The sequence below is a fragment of the Halococcus sediminicola genome, assembly GCF_000755245.1.
Taxonomy (GTDB): domain Archaea; phylum Halobacteriota; class Halobacteria; order Halobacteriales; family Halococcaceae; genus Halococcus; species Halococcus sediminicola.
In genome coordinates, this window is record NZ_BBMP01000005.1 from 64423 (window position 1) to 89046 (window position 24624).

General features: G+C 54.0%; 19 protein-coding genes. 9 read left to right on the forward strand and 10 right to left on the reverse strand.

The features are described from left to right. Positions 1–210: 210 nt before the first annotated feature. Positions 211–759, reverse strand: a complete 549-nt coding sequence (locus ACP97_RS02205; RefSeq protein ID WP_049996212.1) for a hypothetical protein — start codon at positions 757–759, stop codon at positions 211–213. Between the two features lie 128 nt (positions 760–887). On the opposite strand from ACP97_RS02205, the gene ACP97_RS02210 reads away from it, so the two are divergent. Beyond that, positions 888–1295: a helix-turn-helix domain-containing protein gene (locus ACP97_RS02210; RefSeq protein ID WP_049996213.1), complete on the forward strand. Its 408-nt coding sequence runs from the start codon at positions 888–890 to the stop codon at positions 1293–1295. A gap of 356 nt (positions 1296–1651) precedes the next feature. Here the strand turns inward: ACP97_RS02210 and ACP97_RS02215 are convergent, their stop codons facing one another. Together ACP97_RS02215 and ACP97_RS20675 are read right to left on the reverse strand one after the other, a co-directional pair. Beyond that, positions 1652–2758, reverse strand: a complete 1107-nt coding sequence (locus ACP97_RS02215; RefSeq protein WP_049996214.1) for an NAD(P)/FAD-dependent oxidoreductase — start codon at positions 2756–2758, stop codon at positions 1652–1654. Positions 2759–3173: 415 nt separating this feature from the next. Continuing rightward, positions 3174–3725 carry a hypothetical protein gene (locus tag ACP97_RS20675; RefSeq protein ID WP_154019906.1) on the reverse strand — a complete coding sequence of 184 codons (552 nt, stop codon included), beginning with the start codon at positions 3723–3725 and terminating at the stop codon, positions 3174–3176. Between the two features lie 936 nt (positions 3726–4661). On the opposite strand from ACP97_RS20675, the gene ACP97_RS20680 reads away from it, so the two are divergent. Continuing rightward, positions 4662–5303, forward strand: a complete 642-nt coding sequence (locus ACP97_RS20680; protein WP_237561065.1) for an HNH endonuclease — start codon at positions 4662–4664, stop codon at positions 5301–5303. Between the two features lie 120 nt (positions 5304–5423). Continuing rightward, positions 5424–6521: an endonuclease/exonuclease/phosphatase family protein gene (locus ACP97_RS02230; RefSeq protein ID WP_049996217.1), complete on the forward strand. Its 1098-nt coding sequence runs from the start codon at positions 5424–5426 to the stop codon at positions 6519–6521. A 26-nt stretch (positions 6522–6547) separates the two neighbouring features. Here ACP97_RS02230 and ACP97_RS02235 read toward each other — a convergent pair whose 3' ends face one another. The 3 genes from ACP97_RS02235 to ACP97_RS02245 all read right to left on the reverse strand — a co-directional run bounded on the left by ACP97_RS02235 (position 6548) and on the right by ACP97_RS02245 (position 8725). Beyond that, positions 6548–6940, reverse strand: coding sequence for a secondary thiamine-phosphate synthase enzyme YjbQ (locus ACP97_RS02235; protein WP_049996218.1), 393 nt, complete (start codon positions 6938–6940; stop codon positions 6548–6550). Positions 6941–7098: 158 nt separating this feature from the next. After that, positions 7099–7893 (reverse strand): hypothetical protein, encoded by a 795-nt coding sequence (locus tag ACP97_RS02240; protein WP_049996219.1) that lies wholly within the window; start codon positions 7891–7893, stop codon positions 7099–7101. A 253-nt stretch (positions 7894–8146) separates the two neighbouring features. Further along, positions 8147–8725: a hypothetical protein gene (locus ACP97_RS02245; RefSeq protein ID WP_049996220.1), complete on the reverse strand. Its 579-nt coding sequence runs from the start codon at positions 8723–8725 to the stop codon at positions 8147–8149. On the opposite strand from ACP97_RS02245, the gene ACP97_RS18850 reads away from it, so the two are divergent. The 5 genes from ACP97_RS18850 to ACP97_RS02270 all read left to right on the forward strand — a co-directional run bounded on the left by ACP97_RS18850 (position 8691) and on the right by ACP97_RS02270 (position 19010). Then, positions 8691–9497 (forward strand): HNH endonuclease, encoded by an 807-nt coding sequence (locus ACP97_RS18850; protein WP_161782612.1) that lies wholly within the window; start codon positions 8691–8693, stop codon positions 9495–9497. The two genes, ACP97_RS02245 and ACP97_RS18850, sit on opposite strands and share 35 nt — an antisense overlap. A gap of 71 nt (positions 9498–9568) precedes the next feature. After that, entirely contained in the window at positions 9569–12346 is a 2778-nt protein-coding gene (locus ACP97_RS02255; RefSeq protein WP_049996222.1) for a DEAD/DEAH box helicase, read from the forward strand. A gap of 128 nt (positions 12347–12474) precedes the next feature. Continuing rightward, entirely contained in the window at positions 12475–14598 is a 2124-nt protein-coding gene (locus ACP97_RS02260; protein WP_154019907.1) for a PD-(D/E)XK nuclease family protein, read from the forward strand. Next, positions 14591–15502, forward strand: coding sequence for a PD-(D/E)XK nuclease family protein (locus tag ACP97_RS02265; RefSeq protein WP_079977511.1), 912 nt, complete (start codon positions 14591–14593; stop codon positions 15500–15502). Before ACP97_RS02260 ends, ACP97_RS02265 begins: the two co-directional genes overlap by 8 nt. Continuing rightward, positions 15495–19010, forward strand: a complete 3516-nt coding sequence (locus ACP97_RS02270) for an ATP-dependent helicase (protein ID WP_202593539.1) — start codon at positions 15495–15497, stop codon at positions 19008–19010. Before ACP97_RS02265 ends, ACP97_RS02270 begins: the two co-directional genes overlap by 8 nt. A 23-nt stretch (positions 19011–19033) precedes the next feature. Here the strand turns inward: ACP97_RS02270 and ACP97_RS02275 are convergent, their stop codons facing one another. The 3 genes from ACP97_RS02275 to ACP97_RS02285 all read right to left on the reverse strand — a co-directional run bounded on the left by ACP97_RS02275 (position 19034) and on the right by ACP97_RS02285 (position 21749). After that, positions 19034–20053: a hypothetical protein gene (locus tag ACP97_RS02275; protein ID WP_049996226.1), complete on the reverse strand. Its 1020-nt coding sequence runs from the start codon at positions 20051–20053 to the stop codon at positions 19034–19036. Further along, a complete protein-coding gene (locus ACP97_RS02280; protein ID WP_237561066.1) occupies positions 20054–20395 on the reverse strand; it encodes a hypothetical protein in 342 nt (113 codons plus the stop codon). A gap of 253 nt (positions 20396–20648) precedes the next feature. Beyond that, positions 20649–21749 (reverse strand): PDDEXK family nuclease, encoded by a 1101-nt coding sequence (locus tag ACP97_RS02285; RefSeq protein ID WP_079977512.1) that lies wholly within the window; start codon positions 21747–21749, stop codon positions 20649–20651. An 83-nt stretch (positions 21750–21832) separates the two neighbouring features. On the opposite strand from ACP97_RS02285, the gene ACP97_RS02290 reads away from it, so the two are divergent. Continuing rightward, positions 21833–23272: an HNH endonuclease gene (locus ACP97_RS02290; RefSeq protein WP_049996228.1), complete on the forward strand. Its 1440-nt coding sequence runs from the start codon at positions 21833–21835 to the stop codon at positions 23270–23272. A gap of 364 nt (positions 23273–23636) precedes the next feature. Here ACP97_RS02290 and ACP97_RS02295 read toward each other — a convergent pair whose 3' ends face one another. Then, on the reverse strand, positions 23637–24599 hold the full coding sequence (locus tag ACP97_RS02295; protein ID WP_049996229.1) for a DUF4268 domain-containing protein: 963 nt from the start codon (positions 24597–24599) through the stop codon (positions 23637–23639). Positions 24600–24624 lie beyond the last annotated feature (25 nt).

The window sequence follows — 24624 nt, forward strand, 5'->3', positions numbered from 1 at the left end:
TTCGCTTCTCGTGCACCCGTGAGCAGTCTATTTTTGCGCCTTGTGTACATTTGACCTTCCAGGAATCACGAGACGTTACCTCAGGTCTAGCGAGAGCACACCACCGTTTCCGGTGCTACCGCTGTGTAGTCAGGCGGATTCAGAGTCAGGGTCTCCTCCGCTCGTTTCTCACCGCTTTGTCAGCGTGGTTCGCTGTTGACCACGAGTAGTTCACGGAAGCTGCTCGGTGACTTCGATAAGCTTCTCTTCGGTTTGCCACCGATAGAGCCGGCCTTCCTCCTCGAACAGGCCAAAGACGCCGTCCTGCATCCAGCCAAACGGGTGCTCTGCGTCCTCGTAGACCCGTTTGAGGACGTGGCTCTTCGAGAAATATTCGACTGTACCGACGAGCAGGCCCTGCTCGACAAGAAAGTCACTGGGATTCTTCTCGGCGACACCGACGAGAGACGTAACGAGATCGGCGATGAGACAGAACTTCTGGATACTGTTGTCCCACTCCCCACGGATATCCACCATCCGGAACGCGTAGGCGTCCTGACGACGGTTGAGGCGGTCGACCACCAGATTTAGTCGTCGAATCGGCTCCTGGTCGTAGTTCCCGAGGATGAAGTACGACCGATCGTTCTCGTAGATCGGCGTGAGTTTACTCAGCGTGTGCAGAATCTCCTCGTTGTCTGCCAGCGAGAGCTCTTCCTGATCGATCTGTTCTTTGGCGCTCGTGAGGATCTGGTCGGGAACTGGCGACTCCTCATCGGACATACCACATTTGCCCTACGCGGAGGAATATGGTTTACCACGTAAACTACTAAGTCAACCACGCCATATTTTACTCTACAGTAATTCACTCAGGGGTAAACTACTTCCTGCGCCAGCGTGTAGACGTTCGTATGAGCACCGATGTGGGGACTACTGAGGAGAGGGAAGCAAGTGAACTCCTCCACTTCGTCACTCAGCAGACACGATTCACGCTGCTAAACAATATTCTCCAGCATCCCCATCAGCTGCCGTCGATGTACGAACTCGAGCAGTTGAACCCGAGCATCAGCGAGGCCACAGTCTACAAGCACATCCAAAAACTGATCGATGCTGGTATCGTCGAGGAGGCTGCGCTTCCTGATGATGAGCGTCGGCAGGGATATCCCTGGAAGTTCTACGGCGTGAGTGATGCAGGGTGGAAGTTCCTCGACGAACACAACCTGCTGAAGTCTGAGGAAACGCTCCAACGCATCTACGAGACGACCTCCGACAAGCCAGAGAAGATGCTCAAATACGAGAGCGCGCCGCGACCGAAGTGACTTCCGCCCAATAGATTTGGGAAGGCCGCTCGGAAAGATCGAACGCGGGCAACGGCAGCGTATACGGTGTGCGCCGCTCGTGCTCGCGTTTACCGACGACAGGGCTCCGCTCCAGCAGACGAGTCGCGATTCGTCGCGGATCACATACGCCGATGCTCGGTTCCAGAAGGGGCCGGTAGATGCTCGCGATGGGACTGACTAGGTCAGTACTGCCCGAATCACGAATCTCGTGACTCAAGACTGTGGCACGTCAATCACGTCAGTGAGGGTACGCCTCTGCTTTTCTCGGCCGACCAGAAGATACAATTGATGATACGACACCACCGTAGGTGATTTCCGTTCGTTGGCAGCGACAGTCACTCGATATCCATTCCTGCAATGATGTCGAACGTTTCACTCCCGTCGAATCGTGTCGGATCAAATCGACTGACGCCATCGCCACCGAGAATCTGCTCTGCGATATGTTCGCCAAGCGCCGGAGCGCGCATGAATCCATGACCATGAAACCCGGTCGCAACGAACACTCCAGACCGAATCTCGCCGAACAATGGATCTCCATCGGGTGTTGCAGTGCAGAGCCCCGCCCACGTATCACGCACCTCTAATTTGTCCGGAATTCGGTCATCGAGATGACCGCGCATTTTCTCGACGAACTCCTCGTCGGCTGCCCGATTCCATTCGTCGGGGTTGCTCTCGACCCGCTCGGTCCCATCGCCGATGAGCAGACCGTCTTCGTAGGGTCGGAAGTAGTAGCTGTCAGTAGCGTCGTAGCACATCGGCACGCTCTCGGTCGTCGGTGTCGCCTCCGTCACGAGAGCCTGCACTCGATACGGCTTCATCGGGATTGACACGTTGCCTGTAGCGAGAATGCGTTTTGTATGTGCACCCCCAGCGACCAAGACCGCGTCGAACAATTGCTCACCCCCGTCCGAAACGATTCCCGGTGGATCAGTAGTGAGTTCAACTGGGGTTTCGGTCTGCACCGAGGCACCATTCTGACGGGCTCGGTCGACCATCACTTCGACGTACTCCGTCGTGTTCGCATAGCCAGCACCATGCGTCATCGCCGCTACGTTGATGTCGTTCGTCTTTAGCCCCGGAAATCGCTCGCCGAGTTCAGTGGGCTCGACAAGCGTGACGTCTCTGCCCAAATCACGCATCCGTTTTGCTTGTCGTCGAATCGCGCTCGCTCGTTTTTCATCGTCGGTATGGGCGAACCAGACGTAGGGCCACTCGGTGAACACATTCGAAAGTTCCCGAAACCGTTCCAGCGAGCGACTCCCGATCGTTGCGTCGGTCCGATCAGCAAATGCATCGTAGCAGACCCCTGCTGCTCTTCCACTACTTCCGGCTGCGAGGTCACCCTTTTCGTACAAGGTTACGTGAAAGCCTTTGGCAGCGAGATCAGCCGCGGCGGTAGCACCGATTGCTCCACCACCGACCACCGCTATTTCCGAATGCATTGTTGGTCGTTTCGAGACCCCACTATAAGTGACCTTAGACGCCGAAGGCATAGATAGTGAGTCGGAGTCTACAACGCTCGCCGATCCGTCAGATGATATATACACATCAGAAGTGCAGTGACCTGGGCTTGGTCGCTCGACAAGAAGGATTCAACAACTTCGTGATGTGTATCCGATTCTTTCCCAGTAGAGCATATGACTGCTCTTTTCGAAAACCTGGATCGCAAAGTTTGGGATATGGTCAGCAAGATCTCGGTCGATTGATGGTTCGATTCTCATGGAAAGAGGTGACTTAGATCAATAACATCTGGTTGATGGGAAAAGTATTTGCCGTGAATAGCGATGAAAGCGGTCTTCAGGGGTCCCAATGATCACGTGAACGGTAGTTTCGGGGTAGAAATCCCATTCTACGATCTCAGTGCACGCGTGGAGATTCGAAGTGACTGTCCTGTACGACCTCGATCTCGACCGGCTCGTCACGATCGCCGAAGGGAAGCATCTCCGTGATCCGGCCGGTGAGACTCGCACGCTGTGCTTGCTTTTCAGCGTCGAGTTCCAGGATAGCGAACATCGCCAACTCCTCAAGGTCGTTTTCTTTGGCGAGTTCCAGCAGTCGCCGCTCGTCTTGCGAGTTTTCAGTATGCAGGAACTGGTATAGTTCGACGATACCGATCACGTTGAGCATCCAAGGGTGAACTCCAGCAGCTTTGGTTGAGAGGTAGGGAATGACGCCCTGAAGGCCCGAAACGGCAGTTGATTCCCACGGGGTACTCGTGACGGTTGCAATATCGCCAAATAGCCTCTTGGCTTCGGCACGGCTCTCCTCAGGAACAGCCAAAATGAGCATCCCCGAGGAACTCGCAAGGGCAGTCATCTGTTCCCAGGTATGGCTGTCCGTAAGACCGCGATTCGATTCGACTTCGACGATTGCATTCGGAAGAGAGATGTCCGGGATGTGCCCCGCCACGAGATCCGGACGACCTCCCTCCCAGCCGATGTGGTCGACCAGCTCGTTGACCCCGCCGGTGAGTCGCTTGAATCCGTCTGCTGCCTGTTCGACCATCTGATGATGAGTTCCACGATAGGGGCGAGGATCCCCAACGAGTTCGATAGCACCTAAACCACTCACGATGGATCGAAGTCTCCCTGACCGGTCGTCCCTGCGTTCGTCTTCATCGATCCGCTCGTTCTCTAGCTCTATCAAGAATACTTCCGTCTGTCTTCGTGGATGCTTTCTGTTCGTGTTGAGGGTACCACTTTTCGGGATCCCACTCTTGTTCTCGGTCTCGAATCGTCTATTCGAGGCGTCGGTAGTCTCCCGACGTTGAATTTCTTCCATTCGCCCAAGAATTTGCTCGTCGCGTCGGTTGCGAAGCTGCTTTTGCATCACTGCTAGCGCGACGCTACTCCCGGTGGAGATACTGACGGCAATTAGAGCGGGAGTTACCATAGTTCTCCTATTCGTTTCTCTTAACGATATCTCTTTCTGCGTGCTAAAGGGTGGCCCTCCCCTACTTTCATTGAGGTACGCTGAGTTCTCTCGGAGAAGAAAATGCCCCCAGATAGACTCCGTAGTATCGTTCCGATGTTCGGTGGGGCGACCAACTATGTCGACACACTCACTGAGATACTAGAGTTCGTCGGGACTCAGCAGCCGACAACGAAGGCGTTCGTTGATTGGCATCGCAGCCGATTCCAGAATGTATCGAGTGAGAAGTCGATTCGCCGTCGAATCGATTATCTCGAAGACGTTGGCTTCCTTGATGTCACCAGCGGTCGGTGGACGCTCGGTGAGGAGGGTCAGGCATACGCCACTACCCGTTCGACGGACAGGCTGCTCGAAACTATGTGTCGGCGCAACGTCGGTCTTCGAAGTCTCCTGTACGCCCTCAGAGCGGGTTCAATGACGATCGAAGACATCGGTCAACAGCAGCTGCGAACTCACTCGGTTCTGGGATGGAATCCATCACAACTGGACATGCCGAAACAGCGTGCCAACTGGCTGCGTAGCTTCGGTCTTGTACAGCGAGATGACGATAACTACACGCTCACTGACGAAGGATGGCAATTCACCGAATCAGCTATCGAACAGTGGTCCAACGACTCGACAGTAGCTACGGAAGACGAGTCGCCGATAGCGGCCAGCACATATGAGACGACCGTCCAGGCTCGGTCAGTCGATCCCGAGTTTCGAGCCACAATTCTCGAACGATATGGTGCTACGTGCCCCGTTTCAGGCGTCGACTATCCCGCACTGCTGGACGTAGCTCACGTTCTCTCGTGGAGTGAGTATCCCGATTGCAGAGCGGACCCGACAAACGTGCTTCCGCTCAGTAAGACACACCATGCTGCATTCGATCGAGAACTCTTTACCATCGATCAGGACTATCGCCTCCAAGTGAATCCCGAATTCGATACTGAGAGCGAAATCTTACGGACCACTATCGTCGATAACGATGGAGCGCCAGTACCGTTCCGAAATCAGAAACCGGATGCAGAGTACCTCAATCGCCACAACGAGACGCTGGATTGGGTCACTACGTGATCGATTACATCCTGTACAAGTACGAGTCGACCGTCGATCATTCAATTCGCTCTGTCTCGGTAGCTGTGTGACCCTAACCCATATTACCCATCCACTGCATCTCCAAGAAGGTCTCACACAGTGGTCGACGCTATCACCGTTATGACTTGGAATCTGCACGGAGAGAACAATCCTTCCAGAGAAACGATAGCAGAGCAGATAGAATTCCTGGAAGAACATCACCACGAGAACAGATCCTCTAAAGAGGATGAACCTCCCTCTGGGGACACGGACCTCTTTCTTCTCCAAGCTGTCGACTATAGCAAGAAAGACGAAACCAAAGACTTCAGTCACTTCCAGCAGATCAAGAAGCACTTTGAGGATCGCGGCTTCCACACGGCAGACAACCGTGATTGGAACCGTCAGCTCCACGACCTCGACGTCCAGCCCTACCACAACATTACGAGTCCGTTCAAACGATGCAAAATCACCGCTAGTCGCTGGCCACTCGATAGAAAAGAGTTAGATCTGAGAAACAATGGAAATGGGAAACCACGGGGCCTCAATTATTTCTACAGCAGCTTCCTCACTGGTCCGTTCGTCTCCGACATCCATCTCCCGGACGAAGACACTACCGACAAGGAGGGACTCGAAGTCTGGAATACGAGCATCATCCACGGTGCAGGCTGGAAAGAAGAGAAAATCAAAGCACTCGAAACAGTCTACAGCAGAATCTATCTCCAGAATCGAAAGACGGACAAGAAAATCATTCTCGGTGGCGACTTCAACGCACCTTGGAAAGAAACCAACGAACAGGGAAACGTTCAGATACACCCCCACAGTCCAGATTCAAAGCATCTCGACAAACCCTTCTACGGAGATCCATACCGCTATCAGGATGGAGAGGGAGGTACCCAACAGTTTTCATTTAACCAGCGCTGGCGGAACGCAGAGAGCTACATCTTCGATGTAGAGAAAAGTGACTGGGACATGAGGGATGCCTACTGGCATGCTGATGATAGCCTCAGCCTACCCAGCACCGACGACCACACTCACGTCGTCAATAATGGAAATCCACCTAACAAGCGATTAGACCACATCCTCGCTGACGACCACTTCACCGTCAGTAGCTGCGAAATCCAGAACGGTGTCGGCGACGACATCGAGGCGAACGGATTCGAGAATGGCGTCACGCCGAGCGACCACGCACCGGTCAAAGCCACGTTACAGATCGAGTGAACTCTCGGCTGGAGACGCGTCGGGTATTATCCTTCGATGACGGTAACAGAGACACGACGGGTCCGCGGGCCGTCACACTCGACGAATAGCACCGACTGCCAGCGTCCGAGATCCAACTCTCCATCAACGATGGGTACCGTCACGCTCTCGCCGAGTATCATCGCTTGAAGGTGCGCGGCAGCGTTGTCGTCGATAACGTCGTGCTCGTAATCTTCGTCGGCTGGAACGAGGTTATCGACTGCTTGGATGATATCGTTCAGTAGCCGATGTTCGTTTTCGTTGAGGATCACTCCTGCAGTCGTGTGCGAGACGAAGACCAGACACGCTCCATGAGAGACATCTGCGGGGACTGCTTCGGCAACTTCGCTAGTGATATCCACGATATCGATGCGCTCGGTGGTCGACACTTCGATGGTCATACGATAGGTGCTTGGCGGGGGCGCTAAGCCTTTCTGGGCCGCCTCTCCATCTCATGAGATCTCAATCTCTGCACCCCAGTTTTCAATCGCTCTATCGGTGAGTCGTCAACTATCCTATCTAATAGCAAGTGACTCGTGACCCTCTTTTCTCCTCTACGCTATTGAGTGGCTTCGGTGAGGTTTGGAATCTCCTCTGCTAATGCTTCTATCTCTGAATACCCGACATGACCTTGCCCAAAGAACGGTGCGTCAATCAGGAGAACTGACCGTCCACCATCGAAATGACACCTTGTTATCTCGAACTCATTTCGTTTGTTCGCGGGTCGCGTGCCAACTAAGTCACAATCGAGACGCTTCTGCATCGGCTTGACGAACTCGTCGGTGTCAGCGTAGCTAATGATGACCTCTACCTTCGGGTTTTCTTTGAGTTTGGTGAAATAGAGATCTATCCGGTTTGGGAGTACTTCTGCCTCGTAATCCTCGAGGGAATCCCAAACCCGCTGGTATGGTTCGAATGTTTCAGGTTTATCAGGATGACATCTGAGAGGGAAAGCTTCCCCACTGAAATGATTGCTATCTTGGCGCCCAAACCGTTGCTCTGCGAATAGGTAGGACGCCGTCTTGCTTTTCCCTGTCTTTGAGTTCCGTCCTTTAGGTGAGGTTCCTTCGAGGGCCAAAAGAAATGCGGCCTGATAATGTCGAGTGGTCGATGTACGAGTACCTTTTTCGACAGAGCGACCATAGGCCATCTCCCATACGTCTACGAAATCCTCTGCGTGATCGAATCCGCGTCGAACGCGGTAGTAGTCCGATAGGTCTTCCAAATATTGACATCGCTTGATCGAATCGTACTCCTCCCGTCCAATGAACCAATAGCGGCCATTGAGGTTTCCGTATCCGAGCCAGTTGTAGAGATTGTCCCTGACGAGAGATTCGGGTAGTCGTTCACCCATTGTTTGCCGTAGTAGGCAATCTTGCTTATAAATTATGAGGCGAGGAAGAAATCCTCTCAGCTTGGGATCCAAGTGGAAAATTCCTACAGTCGAAATACTCGGTTGATTCCCTATGAAGACATCTTCTCTCTGGATTAACCTTTCGACTCCTGGAAAACCTGCTAAAAGGTGTAAAACTCTTTAAAAGCGTCAAGAGCTCTTGTTCGGCGGAGCTGTCACCGCATTCAGAGCCATTCGACCGTCTTGACGACGCTCATACTGTGTGCTTATCAAGCGCCCATAGCGCCATATCCACCTCTCGCGGTGTGAAGTCACGTTCATCAGCAATGGCCCACACCTCGTTTAGGTAGAAGTCATAGGTCCGGGGCCGCTTCTGATAATTGCGGAAATGTTCCAGAAATTCAGCAAAGGTGGCGTAGCTGTCGGTGGCAGCGAGGTCGGGCCGCACTGCGATGAGAGCGCGAAGCGCCCGATAATCGATAATGGCGTAGGTTTCCGGGTCGGCCACCGTCAGTACAGTGGAGGCGATCGGAACCCGAACGCCATCTAAGCGAGACAACGTCTCGACCGCCACAACGGGGTCGTGGGCTTGCAGGGCTGTTCGGGTGAGCCGTGTAACCGACTCTTCATCGTTTCGGTGGACAAGGCGGTCATTCCGCCGGTTTCGATTTTTCCACCTGCCGATCCGAAGCAACTCGTTACGCGAGACTTCGCCGCGAGACTGAATCGCCATCGAGATGGAGCCAAATCGCGCGTCACCGTCCTTTTCCCATTCGCCGTCGGGTGTCAGGTACTCAATGGGCGTGGCCGTCCATTCTTTCTCGGAATTCAAGGGTCAGCGTCAGCACGGAATCTCAACACCAGTTGATCTCCCTGTTATACTCATTTTCACAGATGTTGAAAGCAAGGAGTATGGCTACAGCGACCAGTTCTTCGACAATGGAATCTTCGTCTACTCTGGAGAGGGTCAGCAAGGAGACATGGCTATGGAAGGGGGGAATGAACGGATACTCAATCACAAAGACCGCGGTGATGTACTTCATGTCTTTGAGAAAGTGGGAGACATCAGCGGTGCAGACGTATTCTCGTATGATGGCCAATGCGAGTATGTAGACCACTTCTGGGAACAAGCCCCTGATGTGAATGGAAACTTGAGGCGAGCTGTCCGGTTCAAGCTAGCTCCTCTTGGTGGGATCGAAGCTGATATCACCGAAGCAGAGGCTGCATCGCTCTCCGAAGACGATCTCTTTCGGAGAGCAAAGCAAGCTCTTTCCACAAAGGACACTACCGAAACCACAACATACGGTAGTTCGAACGAGAAATCGTATTTTCGGAGCCAGTTGGTACGAGACTTCGCGTTATCAGTTGCTAATGGTGTTTGCCAGGCCTGTGAAAAGAATGCGCCCTTTAGAACTAATATGGGGAAGCCATTTCTAGAAGTTCACCATATTCATCGCCGAAGCGACGGCGGTCTTGACGATCCAGAGAACATTATTGCAGTTTGTCCTAACTGTCATCGAGAGACACACTATGGAGAAGCTGGTGATGGAATCAACAGTGGGCTTATTCAGAAAGCAGAAGACCGCAACCGTCGATTTTCGTGACTTCCCATCTGCAATTGCTGCCGTCTATTTGTGCGCAATTTTTATGATATCTTAGGATCATTCCATATAGAATGGTCAGCCTCCTCCCCGAATATCCCTTCTTCATCGACTACCGGGATGAAATGCTATCGAGACTCTCTTCGATTGAACAGTTGGCTGTATTGGACGATGAAATCGCCAATAAGGCGGTTCTTAGTCGGTACCAGGGACCGGTCGATTCGTTCGAATGGCGATATTTAGAAAGTCATTATGATGACTTGTTCGTCAAATTCCTCCTCGACCGGATCACGGGGATTGTCGATACAACACCGGTTGAGACACACAAACGAGATTTCCACCAATTTCGCCATGGTATTGCAAGGCTCAACCGACATCTCCCGACACAACGGTCTGTTACTACCACAACGTTAGCGAAGCCAGCCGAACGGATACTCCTCAAGCGCCTTCGACAATCCGGCTTCAATCCGGACGACCTCTCGCTATCGTATATCGAGCGAGGTGGTGGACTGTATCTCCTTGAGCTATTCGTCTCCGCTGCACAGCAGCAGGCACTACACAGAGGGCCATTGCTGACGACACTCCTCAACGAAGCTAGTACCCTCGGAGAGGGGAATCAAGATTCAGTTTCAGAGCTACTCAACTACCCGGTGTTGATGGTCACTCCGTGGAAAAACCAACGTGACGGACTCAACCGGTGGCTAGAGAACGATCAAAAAGGTATTCTTGAGATGGCAACTGCGACCGGCAAAACCGTCGCTGGTATCGCAGCAATAGCATACCTCTGTGGCGACCTTCCCGAACATCCCGACCAAGAGCCCGCTACTAACGACGCCAAAATCCTCGTTGTCGCTCATTCGAACGCGATCCTCAAACAGTGGGAGCGCGAAATCCAGGAAAAACTCGGGCTGCCGATGCCCGAGCGCACCGACGCGGATCTCCCCGACAAGCTCCATTTCGCCACTGGCAAGGTCGAGTTCTATACGGCTCAGTCACTGCTGCCCCGCTATGATCGCGATCTCGAAGACGAGTACGATCTTGTGATCTACGATGAAGTCCATCACTACTCGAATGTCAAAGGATTCGGCAAGGCCATCACTCGGCCCAACTACAAAGCTGCAATCGGGCTCTCGGCAACAATCGGCGATGAGGACGGACCGAAGCGCCGTCAGTTGGAGCAGGTCCTCGCTCCAGTTGTCTACACGTATGGATTACAGGAGGCGTTGGCCGATAGTATCATTCCGGAGTTTGAATGGACCGTCCATCCCACGGCACTCGATCCACACGAACGGAGCGAATGGCAAAAGACGACCGACTCTATTACGAACACCTTCCGAGCGATCAAAGCGAGCCCTGAAACACGGCGCGCCCTTGAACGACTGAGTGTTCCCTTTACCGAGATGCGAGACCTGGGTGACTTCATCCAGGCGTTTCAGGCTGCAGGCATTGAACGAAACGGGAACGTTCCCGACTCCTGGGAACGATTGCAAGCGGCGATCCAGAGTCGTAACTGGATCCGCCACCGGTCCCGCCCGAAGCTCGACGATGCCATCCGACTCGCCAAAGATTACCTGATCGATTCGGATCAGCAGGTGAAGCTCGTCATCTTCTCGATGGATATTGCCTCGGCAAACAGGATTGCTGAGGAGCTTCGTGAGATCTCTGATAACGTCTTCTTAGCCCACAGTAAACTCGCGAGTTCGTCGAAGAAGAATACAAAGCTCGTCCAGCAGAATATCGATGGCTTCGCGAAAGCACAGAACGGTGTGCTCGTGTCCCCGCGATTGCTTGATGAGGGTATCGATGTTCCCGACGCTGAGGTAGGTATCAACGTCGCAGGAACGAAAACACAGCTTCAGCTTGTCCAACGGATGGGTCGGATTCTTCGCAAACATGGCGATAAGAAGCCCCATTTCCATCACTACATCTCGGTTCCCGACGAAGAATATCTCGAGGGGCTCGACTCAAAGGAGTACGCACAGGAACTCAACTGGGTTCGTGAGTTAGGGACCAAGATCGGCCAACAGCCAATCATCGATGACGCGACGGTCAATCCGGACGTTATCCATCATGCAGAACAACGTGGTAACGAACTCTGGGCACAGGACCTTCTCAACGATATTGGCGTTGAAACGGTTCAAGGAACCATCCATCTCGATCAGGTTCTTGAGGATCTAACTGGGCCAGCTGCTGGAACGATTAGAAGCCACCTTGAGATAGACGATAATGAGCTAAGTAGGGACACCTGGCAAGCTACGATGGAGGAACTCCGTGAACAGGATTTACTACCGGTTCCAGTATTGCAGCGGGTCTGGTGGCTGTTCCCGCTATATCGGGAACGGCCATCGGAGCTGGACGAGCTGTTGGTTGAGGTCGTTCGTGTAAAGGGAGATGATAGGAAGACTTCGACAGCCACTACGAGTGAGCAAGAATCAGCGATCGAGGATGAAAAAGACGTTGAAGCTGACCAAGATCTCAATGAGAGTGAGCCTCTGGAATCCGCTCAACAATCGGGACCACCAGATGTCGGCCAGCAGGATACAATACGCGCTAACGGTAGTAATGGAAAGTCCGATGACAAGTGTGTAAGCCATGGACAGTCTAAGAAATGCGATGATCCGGAGGGGAAAGGAGAGATCAACGCAGAGCCGAAATCACCTCAGCAACCAATATCCATCACCGATACCTCTAGGAGCAGTAATCGATATTCCGACAAGACTCGGAGAAGAGAAACTCCCGCTATTGAGAACAAGGACTCAAATTTGCAGGGAACTGCTAGATTGAGCGAGTTTGAGTGGCAACAATCGGAAGGTCTACTAGCGAAGTTGTGGAAACGAATTCGTGGCCGCTGAGTTGTTTCGTTGGCGATTTCATCCGGTACCAGTAGCATACCCTCTCTGTAAGCGGTTGTGTGATATTTGGTACTCCCCCCCCCCTACATTCAAGCAGCAGGCTCTCACTATTGAGCAGTATGCCCTCCGTGAGCGAATACGACATTGCTCTCTCTGGCAAGCTATACGAATATCCGTTTCTCTCCACCGATATTGGTGATCAGATTGCACCGTTGTATGCAAATCTTGCTGAAGAATACGGGATTGACAATGTCCTCGTCGTAAAGCGGTTTCCGACTGAGACAGACGATATCGCTGAGTCCCTTGGGAATGCAATCGAAGGTATTGAGCGACCGAACGTCGTAGGACTGTCGGCTCACGCAATCCATACTTTAGAAGAACTCCCGAATCCGCCTCGCCAACTCGATATCACTGAATCATCGCTACTACTATCTTCGTTTATCAAGCGTCGGAACTGGACTACCGAATACCTTGAGCGAGCATCTGAGAGAGACTCGTTTGAGTTCGACGTCGAGAGACTCGTCCAAGAAGCGACGTGGCAGGGCAATGTGATTAATACAGACGACCCTGTACTCGCGGAACTCGCGAAGGTCAACGATACCTATCACGAGTGGCTCGCTGATGCGGATCTCTTGCCGTCACCAGGGACATTCAGCTACCTGCTAGATGCACTTGCCGATACCGACCTCCAGAATCGAGTCCAGGAAACATATGACGCAGTTTTGGCACTAGAATTCGAGGAATTCACAGCAATTGATCGTGCGTACCTGGCCCGTATCACTCATGATTGCGAATTGATTTGCGTTGCCGAGCGCGACAGCGCCATTCAGCGGACGTGGAACGAGCCTGGTCGAATCTCCGATTATACGCCGGATCTGCATACCACTACTGAGCAGGGAACGACCCCACGAACGACTCCGGCGGCGATTGCTGACTTCTTGGCGACTGGTGATACTGCTGGAGAGCCCGACGATGGATTAGCGACAGTCATCGAAGCCACGACGTTCGAAGAGCAAGTCGGGACTGTCGGTGAAGAAATCGAGCGTCTCCACCGAGTCGAGGATATTCCCTACGACGAAATGGCGGTCGTCCTGCGCGATTCGAATTCGCGAATCCCGGAAACCCTTCGCTTGTTACGGACGACTGGCATTCCAGTTCGATCGGCGACTGTCAGTGGACTCGAGCAAGATCCTGCAGCGCGTGAATTGTATGCACTCACGAGCTGGTGTCTTGAGACGGTCGGCACAACAGTCGGAGAGGGAGATGTCGGGTGGTCCACGGACCGGGCCCGAACTGTGCTCAGTGCACGCGTCCCCGATCTCTCTAACGAGACGCTGGCCGAGATTGCTGAATGCGGTCGTAATGAGAGCCTCACCGCAGCCCTCGACATGTGGCTGCTACGGTCGAATCTGAAACACCGGACCGCTGCCAACGAAGACCCCTTCCAAGCGAAATCCCAGTTCGAACACGTCGATACCGTCCGGTCGCTGGCGCAAACACTGGATGACTCGGACCTTCTCGATGCAACGTGGGAATCTCTCGGTAGGGGCCTCGAGCGGGAGATGCAACGAGCAACGAGCGACAAGATCGCTACCGAACTCGAGCTCCCAGAGGGTGGAGTCCTCGTCGATGCAGCTCGTGTACTGAAAAACACCAGCAAGGAGGCAGTCTTCCTTTTGAGCGTCGTCGACCAAGAATACCCCGCCGATCCACAGCTCAACTCGCTGTTTCCACCCCCAGTGATCGAACAGTTGGAAGAGTATCCTGCCTTCACGACCCCTGATTCGAGCGACGTTCGGCGTACCTTCGAATACGCCAGAGAGGAGATTACACGGCCGCTGCATGCCTATTATGCAGCACTGAGTCGCCGAATGCTCGCGATCGGGGCACGAGCGGCGACGACAAATCTGTATTTCGGTACCTATCGAGAGGACCGTACCGGGAGTGGCCGCAACCACCAGCAGTCACGATTTCTCGACGCAGTAGAAGACACGTTCGGCGAACTCGACCGTCTCGATCACGACGACATCCACACCCACGGTCGGGCAGTGCGATTTTCGTTGAACCGTGTCGACGATGCGTTCGAAAACGTTCGTCGAGCGGGCTTAGTCCGAGACCCTGTCGATCTCGACGCTCTCGAAGCGGATTTCGCTGGAGTCCAGGAACTGCTCCAAGCCGATCCGCCGGAGGATCTATCGGATGCGATCGAAGCACGGGTCGATTTCGCCGAGGGGGTAGTTCGTCGTGAGTGACGATCGACAGCCCGTTTCGCCGTCGAGTCTAGCAGTGTACGCCACCTGTCCGCGCCAGTTCGAATACGATAAACGGTGGCAAGTCGAGACACCCGAAGCCTCCCGCCGCTATCTCGATCGAGGGCTCGTCTATCACGGAGTAATCGAAGACACCTGTGAGCAGTTCAGAGACGAGGAAGCAACTAACGAGGAGATCCGGCGCTTCGCGTTCGAGCGCCTCGATCAGCGATGGGTGACCGAGACTGATCGAGCGCAGTACGCATCCGATGCTCAGTATCACTACGATCGCGATCTCACGAGTGCCGCGCTCGAATCGTTTTTCGACACCGATGGACTAGACCACGTTCGCAATTCAGTCGTGACTGAAGAATGGCTCACCTGCGAGCACAATGGGGTCCAGTTGCGCGGTCGTGCTGATAACATCGTTCGCACCGATGACGGGATTCGCGTCGTCGATTACAAAGGCTCACTCAACGGGATCGTCAGCTGGTACTCGGCCGATCAGATCAGTCAGCATCGAGCGGGCGAGGAGTACGCTGCAGGAATCCTCAAAAGCGTCTTTCAGGCGGCGACGTACATCGAGGGCGCAAAACAACTCGAGATGTACGACCCAGACATGGATGTCGAATTTTCGTTCTACGCGTTATTGAAGGATAAAACCCGGACGCCGCACACGGAGGGTATTCGAGTCACTGTCTCCGGCGGCGAGCGCGAGGTCACCGACATCTACGAGGACAATCGGGAGGACATCTGGGAGATAATCGCCAACTGCTACAGGGGAATCATCGGAGAGCACTACGAGCCCGAGCGCTGGGAGCAGATCCGTGAGCACGCGTGTGGGGACTGTGATTACCAGTCGATGTGTGGCGACTACCTCAGTGGGGAGGTGCGTATCGATGGCTAACGAGGACCCACCCATGAACGAGAGCGCTCAGGATCCGGCTCCCAACGGCGACGCTGAAGGCATGCCGGACCCGCGGCCAGACCAGGAAGCGATCATCGAATCCGACGAGTATCCGATGCGCGTGCTCGCCGGTGCCGGGACCGGGAAGACGTTCACGATGGTGCGGAAAATCGAGCAGTTGCTCGAAGGGGACACTGCACCGGATCGAATCCTCGCGCTGACGTTCACGAACAAAGCTGCCGACTCGATGCGCGAGAAGCTCGTCGATCGAGTGGGGCCCCAAGGCCACGATATCGAGGCCTACACCTATCACGCAGTCTGCCACGAACTGCTGCAGGATTTCGCGTATCACGCCGATCTCGATCCGCGCTACTCGATCGCAACGGACGCGGATCGACTGGCGATCGTCTACGACGTACTCGATGACGTGCCCTATCGGTTCACGAACCCGGATGTCTACGAAGGGGTCGCATTCGCCGACGGAGCGACCGACCGGCTCCTGAAATTCGTCCAAGTGATGAAGCGGGCCGGCATCATGCCTGCCGATCTTCGGGAGTACCTCGTCGAACCGGCCCGTCTGATCGAGCTCGAAGGCCTCGTCGAACGCATCGAGACTGCCGTCGAAGAGCATCTTCGGGTCGGTTGGCAGACGATGACCGACGAGCGAATCGAAGAGCTACAGAGCCGACTAGAGACCTTCCAAGACGAACTGCAGGCCGAACACGACGCGTTGGCCGACGACGGTATCGAAGCCGATATCGCCGGCTATCTCGACGTGATGGACGGAGCATGCGATGCGCTAATGGAGTTTTTCGAGCGGCGATCGTCGGAGATCGTCGATGGCGATCTCACAGCAGCCCTGAAGCTTCCGGCCCATCTGTTCGGATCGTACAGTAACGCGCCATCGGGTATGCCCTCGATATCGTACGAATTCCCCAAGAAACTCCGAACGTTCGTCGAGAGCTGTCAGACCGTCTCGGACCTCGTCGAGGGATACGAAGCCTACGAAAAACGGCTTCATGAGGAGGATCTCCTCGATTTCAACGACCTCGTGTTGCGAACCGTCGAGTTGCTCGAGGACGATTCGGTTAACGACTGGATCACCGGACAGTACGACTACGTTTTCTGTGACGAGTATCAGGATACCGACGCCGTCCAGTTCGAGCTAGTCCAGCGAATGGTTCGTGACGACCAACTATTCGTGGTTGGCGATGATGATCAGGCGATCTACGAATGGCGTGGCGCGGACGTCGACAATATCGGGCCACGCCTCGATGCAGCATTCCCCTCGTTGACCGACCGGACGCTCGAAGAGAACTTCCGCTCGCGCCAGCCCATTCTCGATCTCGCGAACAACGCACTCGACGAACTCGACGAGCGTGGCAGTGACAAGGAACTCACGGCGGTCGAAGACAAGGCCGACGCCACTGAGGGAGTGATCACGATGGAGGGGGCCGAGGAGTCGGACGACCAGGCTGAGCAGATCGTGAACGCGATCACGCGGCTGCTGAGCGGCGATGGGTCACAGATCGACGAGGAGTACTCGCCGGGCGACATCGCGATTCTCGTCCGGAAGAACCGGCATGCGCGACCGATTATCGACGGCCTTTCCGAGCGCGGCATTCCGTACGAACTCGGTGGCGATCTCGCTGCAGAGTCAGTCGGTGTCGAAACCGTCGTTGCTGGCCTGAAGGTGCTTGCCGATCCGAACGATGAGGTTAGTCTCAACCGACTCCTACGAATGCGCTACCGGCTGCACGAATCCGATCTGCGGCGGCTCAATATCAGGCGTCCAAGCGGTGGCGGCGGCACACTTCAGGAGCGACTCCTCGAACTGCCGCTGGAGACGTTCGAGGAGCCCGAACGAATCGAACAGGCTCGAGAGGATCTGCAGGAACTGTGGTCGCTCCGATCGACATACTCGCTCTCGCAACTCTATCGGGAGCTGAAATCGACGCTGAATCTCGAGTGGTTCCTCTCGGAACAAGAGCGGCGTGATCTCAAGGCTATCGACGAGATTATCGATTCGTTCGACGAGAGCACGATCGAGCCCGAGCTATCGACCGACTTCATCGAGTTTCTCACTCGCCACGGATCGATTACGGAAGGATCCAGCCGGAGCATGGAACAGCAGCCCGAGACCGACGCGACTGCCGTCTCGATCATGACGATCCACAAGAGCAAGGGTCTCGAATTTCCTGTCGCCGTTCTCCCCCGCCTCGAAGCCGACCAGTGGGAGCCAAGCACCCGGACGTACGACGACATCGAACACGCCCTCACGGAGGGCGATCCTGCAACGGTGGATTTCGCTCGTCCCGACGAACGCGAGGCACGCCGGCTGCTCCACGTTGGGATCACGCGGGCCGAGGACTGGTCGATTCTCGTTGGTCGTCACGAGGAAGCCGACGAAACCGACGAGGATGACGGGATTTCGGCCGAAATGGTCGACGAGATACTCGGAACTACCGTCCCCTGGAGTGCTGCAGGCGTCTCGTTTCCGATCTGGGAGACGATTCAGTCGAGCCTACCGTCGACGGCGATCGATGGGACGGATACTCTCGCAACACCGATCGAAACGACCGAGCGAGTAGCAGCGATCGACGACGGTCGTTCTCTCTCGCGCTCGGAGGCCCAAGAGCGGATATTCGAACTCGCACGAGCAATGCTATCTGGTGATCTGGTTTCGACCGGCCGAGAAGACAGTCCAATAGACCCCTCTGTCCTCGGCGAGCCACGTGGTCAGCGCCTTCAGCGACGACACAGCTACACCTCCCTGGATACACTCACCACTTGCACCCGGCAGCACTACCTCGATCATGTCATCAGAGCGTATAGTGATCCGAGTGCAGCGATCTCGTCAAAGGGTTCTGCTAAGAGAGGTTCTACTGGTGGGCCGGAAACACCGAGCGTCCGAGTCGTAGGGCTCCTCTTTCATGCTGTTGCGGAGCGAGCGGCCAAACGTGGCTACGAGACGCCGGAGCGGTGGAAACAGGCCGCCGAGTCGATCGCCGCTGCTCGGGGGCAACGTGGCGCTCTCGATCGTGTTATCGACTGTATCGACCGCTACTTCACGATGGTCGTCAGTGAGTGGTCCATTCGTGGTGCGGAGGTCGATTTCGATCTCACAATCGAGGGCAACACCGTGGTCGGACAGATCGATGCGTTGTATCACACGACCGACGGCGAGAAAGTCGTGATCGACTACAAAGCAACCGATCGTGACCGATCGATCGATTCGGATCTCCAGTTGCCGATCTATCTCCTTGCTGCTCGCGACCTCTTTGGGGAATCGATCGCCACCGCCGGCTATGCGTACGTGGGTCGTTACGGCCCGAAGGTCGTGACGCGAACGTTTGCCCGGGAGGAGTTACAGGCTGCTCGCGAAGAGCTTCGAGAGCGCCTTCAGGCAGCCGAGCATAGCTCCTACGGTGACTACCAAGCTGGAGACCATTGCCAATACTGTGCTCACCAAAATCTCGCTTGTAGTGACGCTATCGAGCTGGATTAAAAGATCGTCGGAGAGAACGACGACTACTGATCGTGGGCTTCGATAATCGCATTGTCGCGCTTGATGAGGGGTTCGACTTTCGGGCTCCGACAGTCGACTTCGAGTTTTTCATCGTGCCACGCCATTCCTCCCTTTCCTTTCCAGACGCCGTACAACGTCACTTTGGGCAGCGTGAGGACACCGAAGAGAATACTCAGAAGATAGAGGGTGTCCTGTATCTCTTGCCAGGATCCAGTCAATTTTCGTGGCAGTCCTTCCGGGAACTCAACCCGCTGGGCATGGATGCGATGTGAGCGAGCACGCTCGATGAAGTCGCGGTCGTTGCTAAATAGCAAGACTTCCTTGCGGGTTTCGCGTTCGTATTCGTCGTAGCCTTCGATGATCTCCTCATCGCCCGTGTCCGTCGTGAACTCATCACCGTACTGTTGGTCGCGCAGCTGGCGATAGCAGAGTTCGCCCAGTCGACCTTCGCGACTCGCCCCCGCAGGTTGGTTCCAGAGTGCTTCGAATTCGGGGCCGAACGCTTCAACAAGCGATTGGGTGTCTTTTCGCTTGCCGCCCCAATCTAGCTCATCGCGGATGCCAGTGGCGAGCGCAAACCCGTTGATAACTGGCTCGTCAGTGGAACGTAAGCCAAGCATATGTGCTGGTCGCCAGGGCATGATATTGGTATCGAACCCTGCTAAGACAGGGTCAGCACCCGCGTTGAGGTCTGGGTTCCCATAGCGATCGAGAAAGTCCGCGATCTCCGAGTCGTTCCCTGGCGACAGTAGTCCCCCGGCGAGAAAGGCACTGAGATACGATCGTGGACTCGGTAGTTCGTTGACCGCTGGTGCGCCATAGGAGCTATTGACGGCACTGCGGGCATCGGAATACGTCTGAAAGTCCTTCGACAGGCGAACAGTACTCGACTGTGGGCCACCGAGTTCGATTCTGAACAGCTCGCCAACGTCACTCCCGGGATGACTGACTGGGATAGTCGTCTCACCACTATCGTATAGCGCGTTCAGCAAAACCGTCAGTCGAGAACGTGCGAGTTGCATTCAGTAGACCTCCTTGAAATCGATAAGCTCGCTCTCAGTTCGTGGAATTTCGGGATAGGATCGGCCATGATAGTCGGAAGATTTGAGATGGAAATAGTAGACGCGATCGGCGTCATGAATCATTCCAACGGCAAATGCGATCGCCGACATGAACTTCCGCCCGGGAGTGAAATCGATCGCCACCTCTCCCTCGGTGTCGTCCGTGTCGTCGATTGCATCCTTAGCATGTGCCTGAATTTTGTCGAACTCGAGTTCGTTGTCGATCGAGGTTAGTCTGATCTCCGGTTCGTCCCCACCATATGCAGTGATGATCTCCGTCGCGATATCGAGCGCCTGATCCACTTGTTCGGAGACGCCAGGATTTTCGAGGATATGCAGACGGTCGGGGATGAATCCCTGCTCACAGGCAGCGTTGATCGGATTGACAATTGCCTTGAGTGTAGTACTTCCATTCGTGACCCACACGTTCACCATGAGCATGATTCTACGTCCTGTTACTTGGCATTTTGGTAGTTTAGATTAAATTTGATGTTATCAGTACCAACGATCTACGAGAATCAAAGAAGGAGCCTCTGTACCACCGCCTACTCTGGGTTTAAGGGGCAGCAACGTCGAAAACCTCATAGAGCCGATCAAGTGTTTGCTGATCTTGCAATCTTGTAACCGTGTTCTGGTTGGCGTATAGTCCCTTTTCCCAGAACGCATTTTCTACGTCAAGCGTTTTCTCCCACTCAACGCCGATCAGATACTCCCGAAGATCGGGGTCCTCTTCGTCTCGGCTTAAATCGCCTTTGAGGGGCGCTTCAGTGATTGGAATCTCATCTTCTTCACCTTCAACACTGACCATAAATTCCGGTGCCGGCGTCTTTTCTTGAGTGACAATCCCCACTCCGATATATCCTTCTCCAGGATTATAGACAAAGATGCGTTTGCCTTCCGCCACTTTCTCCATCGTTCGATGATACCACTCGCCGTGGCCACCGGTAATGAATCCGTATTCACGAGCATCTTCCCATTTCCGGTACTCGTTCTGTCCGAAATTTGCGTAGAAATCGTATCCATTCCAGGGTTCTTGGATGGCCTCTTCCTCTGTTTCTTCTGATTCGTAGGGATCCTTTAGCCAGGTGCGGGCAATGTACTCCCGGCCCTCTTCCATGTAGTAGTTGAATCGAATCGCGTTTATCGGAACCTCAAATTCTTCGGAAAGATACTCGATAATGCGCTCCGTAGAGCTGTCTAATTCGGAAGAAACAATCGTCAACTTATGCTGGTTGTTCACTTCTTCAGGTCCGGTTGGCGCGTCGTCTCGAGCGGGATAGAAAGCAGAGCCGAATCCCGCTTCGAACGTATTGGTGTGTTCGTCAGATGCTTCATAAAGATCCTTTACAGCCTGATAGTCAAGGCGTCTAACCCATGACGCATAGTCAAGAATCTGCGCAGTAACATCTCGTGGTGAGCGATCTCGCTTCAGTTCAACAACGTGAAGATCACCGCCTTCATCTATCGCTAAAATATCGAGGCGTTTCCCGCTTGGTGTCGTTATCTGTCGGTCGATAACGAGGAGCGGCTGGCCGAGGACATTTGGATCTTGGAGGAGGAACCGTTCTAAACGGTCTTCACTGTCCAGATTCGTAGAAGAGACACGATGAAAGGTATCGTCGCCCCCGATTCTCCAGAGCCCTAGATCGATTGGCATTGGTACTCTCCATTTATCGCTTACATAAATTATGCTCGCTGTTTTTGGTGGGTTATATTGCAACCTGCTTCTGATCGAGAAGTATGAATACTCACCCACCAGAGAATCTCTCCCAAGGTGATCAGCTCGATCAGGCCGATATTGAGGCACTCTTTGATACGGGCTTTGGCTATCAGATCTCGGGGATCAACCCTCGCCGTGACGATAGTGACCGACGATATGTACTCGTTTTCGCCAACGAAGACGGTCCGTATAGCGATACCGTACAAGCTGGTCAATTCGAGTATATTGGAGAAGGACTGAACGGCGATCAATCCAGTTCATCCCCAGGGAACGCAGTGTTGATCGATGCTGTGTTGAATCCGGTGCCGATCTACTTTTTCTACAAGGGTACAGGCGAACCCCACTGGGAATATCAGGGTCAAGTAGAGGTGGTAGGACACGATTATACTGAGCGAGATGGCCGCAACGTCTTCGTGTTTCAAATGGCGCATAAAGCGTCTGCGGAGCACGTTAGTGAGAGCGAATCGAGACCAGGACTCTATCTCGTGCCGATCAGTGATGAGTGGTACAGCGAATTCGAGCGAACAGTCGTCTCGCCGTATACTTTCGACAGTGCTGATGTAACTGCCCTACCCGACGAAGTAACGCAACCCGATAGAGTACGCATCTGGGGAACCACTGAGACTGATTCGTCGAAAAAGCAGCGTGCCATCGACCAACTGGAAACCGGTGACATCATGCTTTTCTACTATAGCGGTAAATTCATCGCGGCTGGTCGCGCTGGTATGGTTCTCACAAGTCGCTCTCTTGGAACTTCGATATGGGCAAATCCATCCAGCAAACACATCTTCACCCTCACAGAGTACACCGACAATCCGTTGTCAATCGAACGAATCTGGCCAGCATTAGGTTACGAAGGCCGCCAGGTCGTGCAAGGGTTCACACGAGCAAGTACCGAACGGGTTCACCGACTCATCGCTGAGCTGGGAGCTGTCGAAGCTGTGCTCAATCCATCTCCAACAGTAGTGACTAACGCGGATCCCATCGCAGTTGACCGCGAGAAAGAACGGGTAGCGACTGCTCTCGAAACGAGTCCAACTCTCATCGAAGAGACAATCGAGTATACCGAGCATCGGCGACGAGCACGAGACACTGCGTTCGCTACCATCGTGAAGGATGCATACAGCAATACCTGTGCCGTCTGTGGGAGTCAACGCGAATCACCCGATGGAATCCCCGAAGTTGAAGCCGCTCACATCTATCCAAAACGGGAGGGTGGGAGCGATGATCCACGTAATGGACTCGCTCTCTGTCGATTGCATCACTGGGCATTCGACGCCGGCTGGTTCGGATTCTCTGATGACTGTGGGATTGTTGTTCGGGAGGCTCCTTCGAGGACTGGCTACGAAGAATTTCAGACGCTCGAGGGCACGGAACTGCAGGTGCCGGAAAACGAGTACAAGCCACACCCGCTTTTTTTGAGTGCCCATCGTGATCTAACGGGCTTCGAGAGTAGCTGAGGGATGAAAAGCGGGCCAAAATGGAACGATAGTCTGGACTATGTTTGTGCACCTTTCAGCATATTCGAATTGCGCAAGCAGCGAACACTCATGTGCAAGATAGTGAGCACCACTCAAATTAGTCTCGACCGCTGTACGCTGATGAGTCGCTGAGTCTCGTATCTCAGCACAAGCAAACAGCACATGGTCTCAGAACATCTGACGATGGTTGGAAAGTCGACGCATATCCTGCTCTCTACTCCATGTCCATCGAGTACCGCCTTACCGATCTCTGCGAATACTGTGATAGTCTGCCACTCAGTGCCTCTAACGGCGCTTGCAGGCAGATGTAACTGGCGCGGTATCAGCATGCTTCCTATACCAGTCAGAACTGTTGAATTCGCTGTCGAAACACATTATGAAATCGGTCACCATATTCCAGTAGCCAATCGAGATACTCCTCCCACTTCTCGCGGTTTTCGAGGTCAGCATGCCGTGTGATTCTGAGATTGCTCCGCATATTTCCGCCTCGTGTTTCTCGAGGTTCCTCCCACTCAACTTCGCATTCAAGCTCCCGTTCGATAGCGTCCTCTTCGTCTTTCAACTCCCAAAACGCCTCTTCGTTGTCTTCGATGATGAGATCCAGACATAATATGTCCTCTTCGAAGAGATTAACAAATGAGATATGGAATCCACCCTTCCCGATCGGGTTGCTGTAGTAGTGGCGTGCCTTTGGTGTGCGAGATCGGAGTCGGGTCGATGAGTGCTCGATTCGGTCACGGAATTGGGTCCAAAATTCCTCTTGTAGCTGCTTGACGTCCGATATTTCGCCATCCGACCGCTGGGCCTTCTCCTTCCACTCGCTTGGATCTTCGACGGGATTCAACCGGATCGCTGGTGGAGAGTCACTAATCTTCCAGACTTCCAACCGAACGGCGAACAAGTCAATGCCTTCTCGACTGTTTTGATTCAACCACTGGAACGCATCGCGGTGCTCGTCGCTGAATTCGGGCGCGATCCAGACGATAATATCGGCATCCACGCCGGCCGCATACGCGATAGATTTTCCGAGATGATCGTGGTCAGACTGCTCCAACTGGTTTTCGATAACGACCTGTCGACTATCATCAACGACCTCAGCAAGAATATCGAGATTGTATCGTCCAACACTCCGCTCTGTCTCGATCACTTCCAAATCCAGACCGAGTACGTCCTCTAAGTAGGATCCTTCCTCGTCTCGAATCGAGTTCGCTAACCACGGAGTGAAGTTATGAGCTTCATGTTTCCAGTACTCCCGTACGTTTTGAGGCACAAGTTCGTGAAAGACAGGTCCGTCGGGTTCTGCCATGACTGACAACTCCCTCTACGAATAC